Annotated in this window: 13 protein-coding genes; 5 read left to right on the top strand and 8 right to left on the bottom strand. The window is 68.1% G+C overall.

All coding sequences use genetic code 11. The annotated features are described in order from the left end of the window. Positions 1-197: 197 nt before the first annotated feature. Positions 198-524 carry a hypothetical protein gene (locus tag ACXJLU_RS29765; RefSeq protein ID WP_457337262.1) on the top strand — a complete coding sequence of 109 codons (327 nt, stop codon included), beginning with the start codon at positions 198-200 and terminating at the stop codon, positions 522-524. A 657-nt stretch (positions 525-1,181) separates the two neighbouring features. Here the strand turns inward: ACXJLU_RS29765 and ACXJLU_RS29770 are convergent. From ACXJLU_RS29770 to ACXJLU_RS29790, 5 genes are all read right to left on the bottom strand, one after another. Next, positions 1,182-1,505, bottom strand: coding sequence for a hypothetical protein (locus tag ACXJLU_RS29770; RefSeq protein WP_457337264.1), 324 nt, complete (start codon positions 1,503-1,505; stop codon positions 1,182-1,184). A gap of 267 nt (positions 1,506-1,772) precedes the next feature. Further along, positions 1,773-3,023, bottom strand: coding sequence for an MFS transporter (locus tag ACXJLU_RS29775; protein WP_457337266.1), 1,251 nt, complete (start codon positions 3,021-3,023; stop codon positions 1,773-1,775). Further along, positions 3,020-3,382: a hypothetical protein gene (locus ACXJLU_RS29780; protein ID WP_073469187.1), complete on the bottom strand. Its 363-nt coding sequence runs from the start codon at positions 3,380-3,382 to the stop codon at positions 3,020-3,022. The genes ACXJLU_RS29775 and ACXJLU_RS29780 overlap by 4 nt, the downstream gene beginning before the upstream one ends. Next, entirely contained in the window at positions 3,382-3,978 is a 597-nt protein-coding gene (locus ACXJLU_RS29785) for an RNA polymerase sigma factor (RefSeq protein WP_457337267.1), read from the bottom strand. The genes ACXJLU_RS29780 and ACXJLU_RS29785 overlap by 1 nt, the downstream gene beginning before the upstream one ends. 39 nt (positions 3,979-4,017) lie before the next feature. Beyond that, positions 4,018-5,175: an FAD-dependent oxidoreductase gene (locus ACXJLU_RS29790; RefSeq protein WP_457337268.1), complete on the bottom strand. Its 1,158-nt coding sequence runs from the start codon at positions 5,173-5,175 to the stop codon at positions 4,018-4,020. 75 nt (positions 5,176-5,250) lie between these two features. Here ACXJLU_RS29790 and ACXJLU_RS29795 point away from each other — a divergent pair, with 75 nt between their 5' ends. Next, positions 5,251-5,724 (top strand): MarR family winged helix-turn-helix transcriptional regulator, encoded by a 474-nt coding sequence (locus tag ACXJLU_RS29795; protein ID WP_457337270.1) that lies wholly within the window; start codon positions 5,251-5,253, stop codon positions 5,722-5,724. A gap of 292 nt (positions 5,725-6,016) precedes the next feature. Further along, entirely contained in the window at positions 6,017-8,728 is a 2,712-nt protein-coding gene (locus ACXJLU_RS29800; protein ID WP_457337272.1) for a TonB-dependent receptor plug domain-containing protein, read from the top strand. Positions 8,729-8,745: 17 nt separating this feature from the next. Here the strand turns inward: ACXJLU_RS29800 and ACXJLU_RS29805 are convergent, their stop codons facing one another. The 3 genes from ACXJLU_RS29805 to ACXJLU_RS29815 form a co-directional block, all read right to left on the bottom strand. Further along, entirely contained in the window at positions 8,746-11,088 is a 2,343-nt protein-coding gene (locus ACXJLU_RS29805; protein ID WP_457337274.1) for an alkaline phosphatase family protein, read from the bottom strand. 91 nt (positions 11,089-11,179) lie between these two features. Further along, positions 11,180-12,124: an ABC transporter substrate-binding protein gene (locus ACXJLU_RS29810; protein ID WP_457337276.1), complete on the bottom strand. Its 945-nt coding sequence runs from the start codon at positions 12,122-12,124 to the stop codon at positions 11,180-11,182. 10 nt (positions 12,125-12,134) lie between these two features. Beyond that, a complete protein-coding gene (locus tag ACXJLU_RS29815) occupies positions 12,135-13,226 on the bottom strand; it encodes an LLM class flavin-dependent oxidoreductase (protein WP_457337278.1) in 1,092 nt (363 codons plus the stop codon). Positions 13,227-13,399: 173 nt separating this feature from the next. Between ACXJLU_RS29815 and ACXJLU_RS29820 the strand changes: the two genes are divergently transcribed. Beyond that, positions 13,400-13,969 carry a cysteine dioxygenase family protein gene (locus tag ACXJLU_RS29820; protein WP_457337280.1) on the top strand — a complete coding sequence of 190 codons (570 nt, stop codon included), beginning with the start codon at positions 13,400-13,402 and terminating at the stop codon, positions 13,967-13,969. A 14-nt stretch (positions 13,970-13,983) separates the two neighbouring features. Next, positions 13,984-14,768, top strand: a 785-nt coding sequence (locus tag ACXJLU_RS29825; RefSeq protein WP_457337282.1) for a rhodanese-like domain-containing protein, incomplete at its 3' end; no start/stop codon positions are given.

Genomic DNA, 14,768 nt, shown 5'->3' on the forward strand with positions numbered 1-14,768 from the left:
GCCCTACGAGAGGGAGTCAAAGTCAAGGGCGCGACGTTCTACGGCTGCGAACTGCGCGATGATGATGAGCTGCCATCCTGGGAGTGGTAGTGGGGTGCCGCGCAAGTTCGCATAGAGCTGAAGCCCAAGGGTCTCAGTTCGGCCATTTGCGGGCACTGCCGATAGACTGCTTTGGAGTCCCACGCACCCTTGTCGTCATGTCCATCAAGCTCCAACCGTTGTCCGAGGAACGCTTCCTCGGAACGTTCTCTCCTCCGATGCAGGACATGACAAAGTCTGCCGAAGAAGTCGTGGACATATGGGACTACGCAGCGGCGGTCTTTGCCAGCGATTTTGCAGGGCATGAAACAGGGGCCTGGGATGTGGCCTACGTCTACCAGGACTGCTCGAATACATGGCAGCACGTTCTGGTGAACACTGACGTTCCAGACGCGTATGTCGTCTTTGTCATCGCAATGGCTAGGAGGGAGCTACTTGGGCATCACTTCCTGAACCTTCGCGAGATATACGGACTCACACAATGAACCCCGACAAAGCTGAGTATCGGGTTTAGTGCCATGCACTCGACCTCTCGTATGACAGCTCGGGGTCTGCCAGCGCCTGTCGGCTCAGCGAGCGAACGGCTGTGCCCGGCCATTTCCGGTCAGTCGTCGATGACCGCTTTAGGGTACGGATCTTCAGTGGAAGATCGATGCCACCGCGAGAGGGACGCACGACCTAGCTCTCTTGAGTATGTCGACTTCAGCGCAGCGATCTGCTGTTCGGCAAGTGGACCTGCCGGAGCTTCGATCGCTGTCCCTGCATACAAGTAGAGATAGAGAGCGGCGAGCTGTTCGAGTCGCTCTGATGTTGACTCCACACTGAAGGTCGCCGGAAGACTGTTCAGCGCTTGGATCACAACCGGTGGACACCCAGTCTGTCGGTCCGCGATGTACAGGTCAGTCCAGGTGCGGCTGCTCACAGGAAATGAGTCGCCATCGGTGTCAACATTCCAGTTTGGGCCGTATAGGAGATCGATGAAGACTCTGAAGTCTGGCCGATCTCTATCGATCGAGACGAGATGCACGTTTTGTCTTTCTCAGGATCACTTCTGAAGGTGGCATTGCGCGAGAGTGCCGTCATCGTAGGCCAAGGCCTCTTCGCTCTGGTTTCCGGGCACTGGACTTCAATCTCTCGCATGGCTATGCGTTCGGAAGATAGAAGAACTCGAACCCACGCGCGGCTAAGCACTCGAAATTTTCCACGTCTCGCTCGCCAAACTCAGCGGTGAGCAGCGCCCGGTTCGCAACCGAGGGATCTAGTCGATGCCGCCCCAATTCCATTGCGCCAACGCCAAACGCCGTGGCCAATGCGTGACTTGCAGCGCTGGTTCCGGCGATGAACACGTTGGACACGACGGTAGCTCCGGTCGCCACGCTCGCGTAGAACTTCTCGCCATACTCGAGCGACGAGGCGATCTCATTGGAGAACGGCCCGATGGCGATTACCTGTGCATCAAGTCCCATGTGATGAATGTACATCCCACGTCGGACGGCGGATGCGAAGGACTGCTTTCGGGCGTCGAGATCGTCTCGGCAAAGGACTCCTTCGGGTCGATAGCTCCAGTTCGCGTGCGCGCACAGCGGACGTTCAACCGGATCTCGCCCGGGTTGGAGCGCGGCGCGTTGACGAGCGTCCTTTTTGCCGCAAAGCTCGACCGATCTTTTGACCACCTCCGGCGCCCGGCGGCAATCGGCCGAGGCTGTGTGGAAGAAGGGCCGACGACGAGATCCTCAACCCGCCACAGCCACCGGCTTGTCGCCACGCTGCAACCGCCACAGCAGCAGATACGCCACCACCGACGCCGCCACCACCACGTGCCCGACCCACTCGAAATGCTGCAACCGTCCATCGGCGCCCATCGTGACGATGTGCCCCGCGATGACCGACGCGACGCCGCCCGACAACTGCTGCACCGAAGCGCTGATCGCGTTGAACGCACCGCGCTGGGCCGGTGACGGCACGCCGGCCACCATCGCCTGGAACGGGATCATCCGCGAGAAGATCCCGACGAACAGCATCGCGTTGACCGCGATCAGCACCGGCAGCGTCACCGGGCCGAGGTGCGTGTAGATCTGCACCATCGTCATCGCCACCAGCGTGCCCCCCGTGAACACGCGGAACTTGCCGAACTTGTCGGCGGCCCGCCCGATCAGCGGCCCGAAGACGATCGTGCACAGCCCCGTCACCAGGTACACCACCGGCAGGCTGTGCAGGTCGATGCCGAGGTTGTTGACGGTGAACGCACTGCTGAACGGCATCAGCATGAAGCCGCCGGTGGTCAGCAACGCGGTCGCCGCGAAGGCCAGCAGGTGGCGCGGCACGGCCACCGTGTGCATCAGGTGCTCGAAGGCGCCACGCTCCTGCGGCAGCTTCAGGTGCCCATCCACCGGCTGCAGCCGCCACGCCACCACCAGGCCGCCGACCAGCCCGAGCGCGGCCATCGCGAAGAAGGGCATGTGCCAGTTCCAGTGGCTCGACAGGTAAAGCCCCGCCGGCAAGCCCAGCACCTGGCTGGCCGCGAATGCGGTCTGGATCAGCCCCATCACGCGGCCGCGCATCGAGGCCGGGAACAGGTCGGTCGAGATCGCGAGCACGATCGAGCCGATCACGCCGCCGAACAGGCCGGTGACGATGCGCGCCGCCAGCAGGCTCTCGAAGTCCGGCGCCAGGCCGCACCACAGCGTGCCCAGCACGAAGCCGCCGTAGAAGAACAGCAGCAGCTTCTTGCGGTCGAAGCGGTCGGCAAAACCGGCCGTCAGCAGCCCGGCCGCGCCGGCGCTGAACGCATAGGCCGAGACGACCAGCCCGAACTGCTTCGGCGTGATCGACAGCGCCGGCATGATCAGCGCGCCGAGCGGCGCCATCAGCATGAAATCGAGGATGACGGCGAACTGCAGGAAGGCGAGCAGCCCCAGCACCACCTTCTGGTAGGGCGAGAACGCCTGGGGCGTTGCGGGGGCCGCGAGGGAAGGTGTGCTCATTCAGGGGCTCCGGTGCGGGCGTCGGCTCGATGGTCGGGGCTGCCATCGGGATGCCGGCCGCGGCGAAACCGCTCACGTTCCTCGGGGGTCATCGCGTGCCAGTCGGGGCCGCATCGTCCGCGCCGCCCGAACCGGTGGCCATGCCAGCCGCCGCGCCAGCCACCATACCCGCGGAAGCCGCCGAACAGGATGCGGCACAGCAGCAGCAGGCCGAGCGCATGCGGGTAGTCGATGGCCTGCGCACCCGTCAGCAACCCGGGAATCACCGCGTTCCACAGGCCCATCACCACGCCGCCCAGCGCGGCGATCGCGATCAGCCCCAGCAAGAAACGCCCCAGGAACATTGCCTTGAATCTCATCATGTTTCTCCTTCGAATTCGTCGTAGATGGGTTGCAGCCGCGAGCGCAGGTAGAGCACCGCATAGCGCTTGCGGGAGAGCAGGGTGTTGAGCGGCACGCCGGTTTCTGCGGCCATGGCCTTGAAGCTGAGGCCGTCCAGCTCGTGCGCGATGAACACCTCGCGCTGGTTGGTCGGCAGGTCGTCGAGCGCCTGCTGCAGCGTGCCCAGCAGCACCGACCGTGCATAGGCCGCCTCCGGCCCGCCGTCCGGGTCCGGCAGCGCCAGGTCCAGCCGCGTGTCGTCGTCGTCCGGGTCGGCACTGTCGCGCAGCGGCGCCTCGCGCTTCTTGCGGAAGCGGTCGACGATGCGGTTGCGCGCCACCTGGAACAGCCAGGCGCTGACCTGCTCGATCGCCGACGGCAGCCGGTAGGCCTCGACGAACTCCTCGAGCACGTCCTGCAGGATGTCTTCCGCGTCGGTCGGGTCGGCGACGCGGTGCCGGATGAATGCGCCCAGCCGCCCGGACTCGCGCCGCACCGTGGCGGTGATCTCGTGTTCGGGGTCGCGATCGGCGTCGGGCAAGGTCACGAGAGCGGGCGGCGTTGGCGGATCCATGCCAGGGAAGACGTTCCTGGCGCTGGAATATTGTGGCGATCAGGCCAATTCGGCGACATGGCTGCGGTAGTGCGCCAGCGTGATCGCCTGCGCGTCGTGCGAGAGCTGCACCGCCGCAGCCTCGGCCGAGCCGCTGGCGGCGTCGATCACGCGCTCGAACATCTGCGCCTCGTGCGTGGCGACCGCGCGGTCCCAGCCGGCGTCTTCGAGCAGGTGGCGGCCCAGTTCGGCCGCATCCAGCATCGCGGCATTCACGCCCTCGCCACCGAACGGCGACATCACATGCGCCGCGTCGCCCAGCAGCGTCAGCCCGCGCCGGTGCGTCCAGCGGTGGCCGACCGGCAGCGCGTGGATCGGTCGCGCGACGAAGTGGCCGTTGCTCGCGCGCAGCAGGTCGGTGACCGCGTCGGCGTGGTCGGCGAATTCGGCGACCAGTTGGTCGCGCACCGCGGTTGGCGACGTGAAGTCGAAGCGCTGCGCCGCCCAGTCGGCGGGCACGCGGAAGATCGCGTAGCCGCGCACGTGCGAATGGCCGTTGCGCTGCGCGATGATCTGCCGCCCGTCGCCGAGCACATCCAGCTTGCCGCGGCCCACCAACTTCGCGAGGGGCGGGTGGCGGGCATCGATGTCGTCGATGCCGAACTCGATGAAGGTCAGGCCGCTGTACTGCGGCTGGTAGGCCGACAGCAGGGGCCGCACGCGCGACCAGGTGCCGTCGGCACCGACGACCAGGTCGAACGGGCCGCCGTCGTGCTGGCCTTCACCGTCGGAGAACACCGGTGTCCAGCGGCCATCGGCCTCGGCGCGCAGCTCGCGCAGCGCGCGGCCCCACCGCACCGTGCCGGCCGGCAGCGCGCCGAGCAGCATCGCGCGCAGCGCGGTGCGGTCGACCTCGGGCCGGTTGCCGGCGCCCGGGTTCGGGTCGTCGAACAGCACGCGGCCGGCCTTGTCGATCAGCCGCGTGCCCTGGTCGTCGTAGCGCGCGATGGCGCGGAACTCGGCATCCAGCCCGGCGCGTTCGACGGCCAGCAGCCCCGAGCCCTCGTGCAGGTCGAGCGTGCCGCCCTGCGGCCGGGCCAGCGCATCGGCCTCGCGCTCGAAGACGGTGGCGGTGATGCCGCCCAGGTGGAGGATGCGCGCCAGCGTGAGCCCGCCCGGGCCGGCGCCGATGATGGCAATGCGTGGGTGCTTGTGCATGGGGTCGATCGGCGTTCCGTTAAAATAGGTTCCTATGCATATTAAGATAGCATCCTATCTATCGTCAAGCCCGCCATGAACGATCAACCGCCCCCCAATCCGCTGAAGCTGATCGGCCGCGCCTCGCGGGTCTTCATCCGGCTGGTCGACAGCGAGATACGCGAGCTGGGGTTCGCGATGGGGCAGCTGCCGGTGCTGGTGTCGCTGAAGGGCGGCAAGGCACTGTCGCAGGCCGAGTTGGCGCGGCTGGCGCATGTCGAGCAGCCGAGCATGGCGCAGCTGCTGAACCGCATGGAGCGCGACGGCCTGGTCGAGCGCGTGGCCGATCCGGACGACAAGCGCAGCCGGCTGATCTCGCTGACGCCGGCGGCGGCGCGCAAGATGCCGAAGGCCAAGGCCTTGCTCGACGCGCGCACGGTCGAGGCGCTCGACGGTTTCAGCGCGGCCGAGGCCGAGCAGCTGACGGCGCTGCTGCAGCGGCTGAACGCGAACCTCGACCGGATGGAGGGGGGCGAGGGCGAACCGGTCGAACCCGGCGGGGCCGGCTGATCAGGGCAGCTCGTGCACGTTCGGCCGCGACGGCACCGGCGGGACGCTGAAGTTCGCGAAGCGGGCCACCTCCTGAACTGTTCGCCCTGAGCCTGTCGAAGGGTCTGCTCGCAATGCACGAGGCTTCGACAGGCTCGGCCCGAACGGGTGTACCTCCGTCGGAGGAAGGGGGCACGTCACACTTCCTCACTGCGCCCTCGCTATCCGCGTTTGCATGTGAGCTTCCCTTCGTTGTGTCCTCCGATGTCGGTGTGTAGCCTGCGGTCACTGTTTTCTCCGTGACCCTTTCAACATGCCTTCCTGCACACCACCGCGAACCGCGTCCCCACCCTCGATCTCCGCGCTCGTCAGAAGCCTGCTGCTCGCCGCGGTCATCCCCGCACACGCCGCCGAGCCCGAGGAGCAGAACCTGCCCGGCGTGCAGGTCACCGGCTCGCGCCTGCTGCGGGCGCAAGCCGAAGGGCCGAGCCCGGTCACCGTGATCAAGGGCGAGGACCTCGAGCGCCAGGGCTACAAGAACGTGTTCGACGCGCTCGCGGGCCTGACGCAGAACACCGGCTTCACGCAGGGCGAGGACTTCGGCAACACCTTCACGCCGGCCGCCAACGCGATCAGCCTGCGCAGCCTCGGCCCGAACCACACGCTGACGCTGCTCAACGGCCGCCGCGTCGCCGACTACCCCACCGCCTACGACGGCGAGGTCAACTTCGTGAACCTCGCCAACATCCCGTCGGTGCTGATCGACCGCATCGAGATCCTCGACGGCGGCGCCTCGGCGGTCTACGGCTCCGACGCCATCGCCGGCGTCGTCAACATCATCCTGAAGCGCCAGACCGACGGCATCCACCTGAACGTGAAGGCCGGCACCACGCAGCAGGGCGGCGGCGAGAACCTGCGCGTGCAGCTCAGCGGCGGCGTCACGAGCGACGCGGTGACCGGCGTCTGGGGCCTCGAACTCGGCAAGCGCCAGCCGATCTGGAGCCGCCAGCGCGACTTCATGGCCGACACCACGCTGGCCGGCGCTGCGCCGACGGCGATCGCGTCGCGCCGCAATGCCGACACCGGTGCGTATGTCGACCCCGGCACCGCCTGCGATGCGCTCGGCGGGCTGTTCGACGGCAGCACGCGGCGCTACCAGGTCGGCAGCCGCAATTACTGCGCGAGCGGCCGCGCGCAGCCGACCTACTGGACCACGCAGACCGGCAACGAGACCGTCAACCTCGGGGGGCTGGTCGACCTCGCGCTGACGCCGAAGACCACGCTGTTCGCCGAGGCGCTGCTGGGCGTCGCGAAGACCGAGAACAACACCCGCGGGCCGAGCTGGACCTCGCTCGGCGCGAGCAGCAGCTACTTCAGCAATGCCAACACCGGCGATCTCGAGACCTGGACGCGCCGCCTCGCGCCCGAGGAACTGGGCGGCGTGACCCGCTTCAACCGTGAATGGCGCGACACCACCGGCAACCTCGCGCTCGGCGCGCGCGGCGAGCTGGTGGACGGCTGGAACTACGAGGTGGCCTACAACGCGTCAGGCTACCGCAGCAAGACCGTCACGCCGCGCTTGCTGGCCTCGGTCGACAGCTTCTTCCTCGGCCCGCAGCAGGGCACCGACGCCGACGGCATTCCGATCTACGCGCCCGATCCGGCGCGGCTGTACACGCCGCTGACGGCCGCCGAGTACGGCTCGATCAGCGGCGCCAGCAACGGCGACAACCGCTCGTGGAACCACGGCATCAGCGCCAGCGTGCGCGGCGACCTGCTGCAATTGCCCGCGGGCCCGCTGCAGCTGGCCGCGGTGGCCGAGTTCGGCTCGCAGGGCTTCAGCAACCGCTCGGACCCGCGGCTGGGGCAGGGCGTGTTCTACAACACCAAGGGGGTGGCCGAGGTGAAGGGCACGCGGCAGCGCCAGGCGCTGGGCGCCGAGCTGAACGCGCCGCTGTCGCGCCAGGTGACGGCCACGCTCGCCGGCCGCTACGACGACTACGCATTCGCCGGCCGGCATGACGACAAGCTGACCTGGCAGGCCGGGCTGGAGTTCAGGCCGAGCCGCGAGCTGCTGCTGCGCGCCAACCACGCGACCAGCTTCCGCGCGCCGGACATGAACTACATCTACACCGCCGAGAGCCGCGGCTACTACTCGTCATCGACCGACTACCTGCGTTGCGCGCAGGCTGGTCAGCCGGTGGCGACCTGCGAGTTCGCGAACGTGTCGCCCGGGTTCAACTACGTCAGCAACGGCAGCGCCGACCTGAAATCGGAGAACGGCCGCAGCTGGGGGCTGGGCGCGTTCTGGTCGCCGAGTTCGCAGTTCGAGGCGTCGGTCGACTTCTGGAAGATCCAGATCGACAACCTGGTCACGACGCTCGACGCCGACAAGCTGCTGCGCGACGAGGCCGATTGCCGCAGCGGTGCGCGTGACCCGGCGAGCCCGAGCTGCGTCGACACGTTCTCGCGCGTGCGCCGCAACCCGGCGAACGCGGTGGTGCGGCCGGGCGAGGTCTACGAGATCGCGGTCAACCCGATCAACGCGGCGCAGGAGAGCACGCGCGGCTTCGACCTCGGCGTGCGCTACCGCTGGGCCACCGACGGCTGGGGCCGCTGGCAGGTGGGCGCGAAGTACACGCGCGTCCAGAGCTTCACGTACCAGCAATTCGCCGGCGACGCTGCGATCAATCAGATCGGCACGCGCGATTTCGCGGGCTTCCCGACCAAGCTGGTCGCGACGCTGGACGGCAGCTTCGGCGACTGGAGCGCGACACTCACATCGAGCCGCTACGGCCGCATCGCCGATGGCGACGAGGGCTTCGTGCCGCCGCAATGGCTGCACAACCTCAGCGGCAGCTACCAGTTCGCGAAGCACACGCGGCTGACGCTGATCGTCAACAACGTCGCGAACAAGACGGTGCGCGACGACACCGGCGGCTGGCCGTTCTACCCGGTTGGGTTCTACAGCCCGCACGGGCGGCAGGGGTGGATCGAGTTCGAGCACCAGTTCGGCGGGAGCTGAGGCCCGCGTTGCTGCGATCAGCGCAGCGGTGGCTCGCCCACGACCCGTGTCACCAACGCGCCCAGCTCGGACATCGTCTTCACCTCGTCCAGCGCCTGGTAGATCTCGTCGGCCGTGCCGAGGTTCGTGGCACCCGCGAGCGGCTGCAGTGGGGCATGCCGCGACAGGAACTCCCGCAACATGCGCGACGCGATTTCACGTTGCAGCCCGGAGGGTGGCGGATCCAGGGCCGAGTCGTCGGCGATGGCCGCCAGCGCGGCGGCGCTCGGCTTGATCTGCGGCGTGTCGGTGCGCGGCGCGCTGCGCGTCAGGACCGACTCGAAGGTCGGCGCGTTCTGGACGCGATTGCCGAGCTTCCAGTCGCTGCGCGGAATGCCCGTCATCGTCAGGATGGTGGCGATGACCGAGGTGTGGTCGAACGGCGTCGTCGGCCCGGCGCGGAAGACGGTGTTGGCCTCGATGTAGGGCGACACCAGGATCAGCGGAACGCGCACGCCGTAGCGGTCGAAACCGAAACCCAGCTCGCTCTGCGTGGGGGCCGGCGTGGCCGAGCCCTCGCCCCAGGGCACCGCGGCATGCCACGGCGGCGCGACGTGGTCGTAGGTGCCGCCGTGCTCGTCGAAGTTGATGATGAACAGCGTTTCATTCCAGCCGGGGCCGGACTGCAGTGCCTGCAGGATGTCGCTGACGAATTGCTCGCCCGGCGCGACGTTGCTCGGGGGGTGATAGTCGTTGCCTTGCGCCCCCGGGCCTTTGCGCTTGTAGCCGTACCCCCACTTGGGTTCCAGGAAGCACACCGAGGGCAGGGAGCCCTTGCTTGCGCGATCGTAGAAGGCATCGATCCCGTCGAAATGAGCGTCGTATTTCGAGTCGCCCAACTGGGTCAGGATGTCGCGGGTGAAGCACATGCCGTCCGCGAACCACCAGCTTTCGCTGGAGAACACCATCCAGTCGCTGGGTGACTTCATCCCGGCGTCCTCCATCACGTTGAACATCGTGCGCTGGTTGAAGTAGAGCCAGTTCTCGCCGCTGCTCCACATGTTGTTGTTGACCCAGGCCTGCAGCGCGCCGGTATCCGGGTCGGGCGCCAGCGAATTGCCGGTGGCGGCGAAGGCGCGGTTGCAATTGGTTTGCGTGGGCACCGACGAGAAGTACGCGTCGGACACCGCGTAGTGGCGTGCGGCGCCGTTGAGCACCGGCAACTCGGCGGGCGTGTAGGTCTGCATGACCTCGTCGAGCCCGTAGCGCCAGCCGTCGCCGGCAAAGTCCTGGTAGAAGCCACCCATGCCGGCGGTCTGGTTGGCGGGTGGATTCGATTGGCTCCCGAAGAGCTGGTTGTTGACGTGCACGTAGTCTTCATTGGGATCGCACTCGGGCACCCAGGTGTTCAGCGTGCCCTTCTGGATCCAGTGCTTGACGCCGTTGGCGCCCACGTTGTAGTAGGTCTCGGGGCGCAGGCCGTTGTAGTCGGGATCGTTGTTTCCGAGCGGCGCCATGACACGGTCGGGGCGTTGGCCGTCCGGATAGAGCCAGCCCAGGACGTTGTCGAGGGAGCGGTTCTCAAGCATCAGGTAGACGATGTGCTTGATGCGCGACGGCACGTTGTTCTGCACGCCGAACAGGATGCCGTCGCTCGTCATGAAGACGTTGGTGTACCCGCTCCAGCCGCCGCGGCCCACGAGGTTCGCGCCGCGCCAGTCTTCGGTGCCGTCCTCCCAGCCCTTGTGCTGGTACCAGTAGAGGTTGCCGTCGGGCGTGATGCCGTACAGCGTGCCGTCGCTGGTGGCGAACACGCTGGTGTACTGGCGCCAGCCGCCGCGCCCGACGAGGTTCTTGCCGGTCCAGCGCTCGCTGCCGTCCTGCCAGCCGTCGTGGCGGTACCAATAGAGATCGCCATCGGGCGTGATGCCGTAGAGCACACCTTCGCTGGTGGCGCACACGCTGACGTACATGCCCCAGCCTCCGGAGCCGACGAGCTTTCGTTCGCTCCACCGCTCGGTGCCATCCTGCCAGCCTTCGTGGTGGTACCAATAGAGATTGCCATCCCAGCCGACGGCATAGAGGATGCCGTCGCTGGTCGCGAAGACGGTTCGGTAGTCAGCCCATCCACCCCGGCCGACGATCGTGCTCTCCCAGCGTTCGGTGCCGTCCTGCCAACCGGCGTCGCGGTACCAGTGCAGGTTGCCGTCCCAGCCGATGGCATAGAGAATGCCGTCGCTGGTCGCGAAGACGGACTTGTAGTCCTGCCACCCACCGCGGCCGACGAGGTTCTTGCCTGTCCATCGCTCGGTGCCGTCTTTCCAGCCATCGTGGCGGTACCAATAGAGGTTGCCCAGGGTGGAGTTGGCATCGATGCTCATGATCGGCCTCGCCGAGAGTGGATGAGCGCACATTCTCGGGAGCAGGTCGGCGCGGGGATAGGTGCCGGGCCTGAAGACTTCTGAAATCGCGTCAGCCGGCCGGCGCGAAGCCGCCGTCGAAGGTGTTGCGCACCTCAAGCCGTTGCTTCAGCAGCCCGGCCTCGAGGTAGAAATCGGCGGTGGCCTGCTGGTCGGCCAGCACCTGGGCGTCGACCGCGATCCAGCGCTGCTGGCGGCGTTCGAACTGCAGCCGGGCCGCTTCAGGCGGGATGCCGATGATGCGGGCGAGCGCGGCCGAGAACTCCGGGACGTGCTGGTACGACCAGCGCTGCGCACGCACGACGCGCTGCGCGAAATCCTGCAGCGCAGGGCGCTTCGCGGCGATCGCGCTGTCGGTCGCCGCAAGAAAGCTCAGGCCCGACGACAGCCCGCGGCCGTTGACCAGCACGCGCGCGTGGCCTGCGGTCTCGGCCAGCGCGGTGTAGGGCTCCCAGGTGGCCCAGGCGTCGACCGAGCCCTGCGTCAGCGCAAGCTTGGCGTCGGCCGGCGGCAGGAAGCGGAAGGTGTCGGCATCGGCCTTCAGCCCGGCCGACACGAGCGCCTTCAGCGCGACGTGGTGGCCGATCGAGCCGCGGTTGGTCGCGATGCGCTTGCCCTTCAGGTCGGCGGCAGTCTTCAGCGGCGAATCGGGGCGCACCAGCACGGCCGTGCCGTACGGGTCGGAGCGGTTCACTCCGATCGCCTTCACGCGCACGCCGTTGGACAGCGCGAAGATCAGCGGCGCATCGCCGATCGGGCCGAGGTCGACGGCCTCGGCATTCAGCGCCTCGGCGAGCGGTGCGGCGGCGGGGAACTCGGCCCACTGGATGTCGTAGGCGAGGCCTTGCAACTCGTTCGCGGATTCGAGCAGTGCACGCAGGCCGCCTTTCTGGTCGCCGGCTTTCAGCAGGGTCCGCTCGGCGCGCGCCGAGCCGACGCCCAGCACGGCGGCGGTGCCGACCAGCAGGTGGCGGCGGGTGATGTGGTGGTGGGTCATGGGGTCTCCCTCAGGCGGCGCGGCGCGTGCCGGCCGCCAGCCGTTCAGCCACCAGCTGCCGCGTGCGCGGGATCAACTCGCGGCCATAGTCGATCGCGTCTTCCAGCGGGTCGAATCCGCGAATCAGGAAGGTGGTGACGCCGAGCGCGTGGTAGTCGAGGAAGGCTTCTGCCACCTGCTCCGGCGTGCCGACCAGCGCGGTGCTGTTCGAGCGGCCGCCGGTCTCCTGCGCGATGGCCGTCCACAGCCGCTTGTCGACGCGCGAGCCTTTGGCCGCGGCGGCCAGCAGCCGTTGCGCACCGACGCTCTGCTGCGGCCCGCCGCGGCTGTAGCCGGCCTGCACGCGCAGCCGGCGGGTGTCTTCGAGGATGCGTTCGGCGCGCGCCCAGGCCTGGTCCTCGGTGGCCGCGAGGATCGGGCGGAACGACACCGAGAAGCGCACGCTGCGGCCGTGCTTCGCCGCCTCGGCCCGCACGCGGCCGGTCAGCTCGGCCACCTGGTCGAGCGACTCGCCCCACAGCGCGTAGACGTCGGCATGCTTGCCGGCCACCGGGATCGCCGCGTCGGACGCGCCGCCGAAGTAGATCGGCACATGGGGCTGCTGCAGCGGCTTCACCTCGGAGAAGCCGGCCTGGAAGCGGTAGTGCTTGCCGTCGTGGTCGAAGGGCTTGTCCTCGGTCCAGATGCGGCGCAGCACCGTCAGGTACTCGTCGGTGCGCTCGTAGCGCTGGTCGTGCGTCAGCCAGTCGCCGTCGCGCTTCTGCTCGTCGTCGGAGCCGCCGGAGATGAAGTGCACGCCGAGACGCCCGCCACTGAACTGGTCGAGCGACGCGATCTGGCGTGCCGCCAGCGTCGGCGCGGTGAAGCCCGGCCGGTGCGCCAGCATGAAGTGGATCTTCTCGGTGTGCGCCGCCGCGTACGAGATCGTCAGCGTGGCGCTCGGGCCGGTGGAGTGGTGCGGCACCAGCACGCGGTCGAACCCGGCCTGCTCGTGCGCCTGCGCGAAGCGGCGCACGTAGTCGCGGTCGATCGCCGGGCCTTGCGCGGCGTGCGTCTCCGAGACTTTCTGGGTCTGGATCATGCCGATGAATTCGATGCTCATTGCGGTGTCCTGCTCTCTGAAGATGTCGAAGGAGGACAGTAGCGACGACGGCGTGAGCGTCGCAAGGAATGATTTCGGGGCTGGTTATGCGATCTGCATGATTCGCAGAAGGCGCGTGGGCGTGTAGCCTGTGCGGCTTCGTCACCATTGGCGAGCGGGAAGGAGACTCGACGATGCGAACCGATCATGGCGACCGTGCGCTGCAGGACTTCATCGACCGGGTCTCGCACCGGCTCGACGAGCGGACCGATGAGGTGGCGATTCGCCGCGATGTCGGCGCGCTGCTGGCCGGGCTGGTCGCGCACGACGACTGGCTGCCGGCCTCGCATGCGCAGCCGGGTGTCGACCGCTACCGGCAGTACCTGCTGCACTGCGATCCGCGGGCGCGCTTCTCGGTCGTCAGCTTCGTGTGGGGGCCGGGGCAGGCGACGCCGATCCACGACCACACGGTGTGGGGGCTGATCGGCGTGCTGCGCGGTGCGGAGGTGGCGCAGGGCTATCGCTTCGCCGGGCCGGGCAAGCTGGTGCCGGCCGGCGCGCCGGTGCGGCTGGAGCAGGGCGCGGTCGATGCGGTGTCACCGAGCGTCGGCGACATCCACCGGGTGGCGAACGCCTACGACGACCGCACCTCGATCAGCATCCATGTGTATGGCGCCGACATCGGCGCGGTCGAGCGCTCGGTCTACACCGAGGACGGCCAGCGCCGTTCGTTCGTTTCCGGCTACTCCCCGCTGCCTTCTTGATCGACCTCCTCACCATGACCGACACCCCCGTGATCCCCGCCCTGAACCCCGTTGACGTGCATGCCGCGCTGCTGGCGCGCGACGAGACCGCGCTGCTCGACGTGCGCGAGGAAGACCCGTTCGCACAATCGCACCCGCTGTGGGCGGCGAACCTTCCGCTCGGCCGCATCGAGCTCGACGCGTGGGGCCGCATCCCGCGGCGCGACACGCGCATCGTCGTCTACGGCGAGGGGGCGGACGATGCGGTGCGCGCCGCGCGGCGTTTGCGCGGCCTCGGCTACACGCAGGTGCACCTGCTGGCCGGTGGCCTGGCGGGCTGGGAGGCGGCGGGGCTGGAGCTGTTCCGCGATGTCAACGTGCCGAGCAAGTCGTTCGGTGAGTGGGTCGAGGAGGCGCGCCATACGCCGTCGCTCGCGGCCGAAGAGGTGCAGGCGCTGCTCGATGCGAAGGCCGACGTGGTGGTGCTCGATGCGCGCCGCTTCGACGAGTACCAGGCGATGAACATCCCCGGCTCGACCAGCGTGCCCGGTGCCGAGCTGGTGCTGCGCGTGCGCGACCTCGCGCCGGATCCGGCCACGCGGGTGATCGTCAATTGCGCGGGGCGCACACGCAGCATCATCGGCACGCAGTCGCTGGTGAACGCGGGGATTCCGAATCCGGTGAGCGCGCTGCGCAACGGCACGATCGGCTGGACGCTGGCGGGGCAATCGCTGGAGCATGGCGCGGGGCGGCGCTTCGGGCCGGCGAGCGCTGCGGCACGCGAGGCGGCGCGGCACGATGCGCGGACGGTGGCCGAGCG

It is taken from the genome of Rhizobacter sp. P5_C2, assembly GCF_054049715.1.

What these genes read in the sequence shown, in the direction of transcription:
- ACXJLU_RS29765 (WP_457337262.1), top strand. Translation starts at nt 198, where the DNA reads ATGTCCATCAAGCTCCAACCGTTGTCCGAGGAACGCTTCCTCGGAACG.
- ACXJLU_RS29770 (WP_457337264.1), bottom strand. Translation starts at nt 1,505, where the DNA reads ATGGGACTTGATGCACAGGTAATCGCCATCGGGCCGTTCTCCAATGAG.
- ACXJLU_RS29775 (WP_457337266.1), bottom strand. Translation starts at nt 3,023, where the DNA reads ATGAGCACACCTTCCCTCGCGGCCCCCGCAACGCCCCAGGCGTTCTCG.
- ACXJLU_RS29780 (WP_073469187.1), bottom strand. Translation starts at nt 3,382, where the DNA reads ATGAGATTCAAGGCAATGTTCCTGGGGCGTTTCTTGCTGGGGCTGATC.
- ACXJLU_RS29785 (WP_457337267.1), bottom strand. Translation starts at nt 3,978, where the DNA reads ATGGATCCGCCAACGCCGCCCGCTCTCGTGACCTTGCCCGACGCCGAT.
- ACXJLU_RS29790 (WP_457337268.1), bottom strand. Translation starts at nt 5,175, where the DNA reads ATGCACAAGCACCCACGCATTGCCATCATCGGCGCCGGCCCGGGCGGG.
- ACXJLU_RS29795 (WP_457337270.1), top strand. Translation starts at nt 5,251, where the DNA reads ATGAACGATCAACCGCCCCCCAATCCGCTGAAGCTGATCGGCCGCGCC.
- ACXJLU_RS29800 (WP_457337272.1), top strand. Translation starts at nt 6,017, where the DNA reads ATGCCTTCCTGCACACCACCGCGAACCGCGTCCCCACCCTCGATCTCC.
- ACXJLU_RS29805 (WP_457337274.1), bottom strand. Translation starts at nt 11,088, where the DNA reads ATGAGCATCGATGCCAACTCCACCCTGGGCAACCTCTATTGGTACCGC.
- ACXJLU_RS29810 (WP_457337276.1), bottom strand. Translation starts at nt 12,124, where the DNA reads ATGACCCACCACCACATCACCCGCCGCCACCTGCTGGTCGGCACCGCC.
- ACXJLU_RS29815 (WP_457337278.1), bottom strand. Translation starts at nt 13,226, where the DNA reads ATGAGCATCGAATTCATCGGCATGATCCAGACCCAGAAAGTCTCGGAG.
- ACXJLU_RS29820 (WP_457337280.1), top strand. Translation starts at nt 13,400, where the DNA reads ATGCGAACCGATCATGGCGACCGTGCGCTGCAGGACTTCATCGACCGG.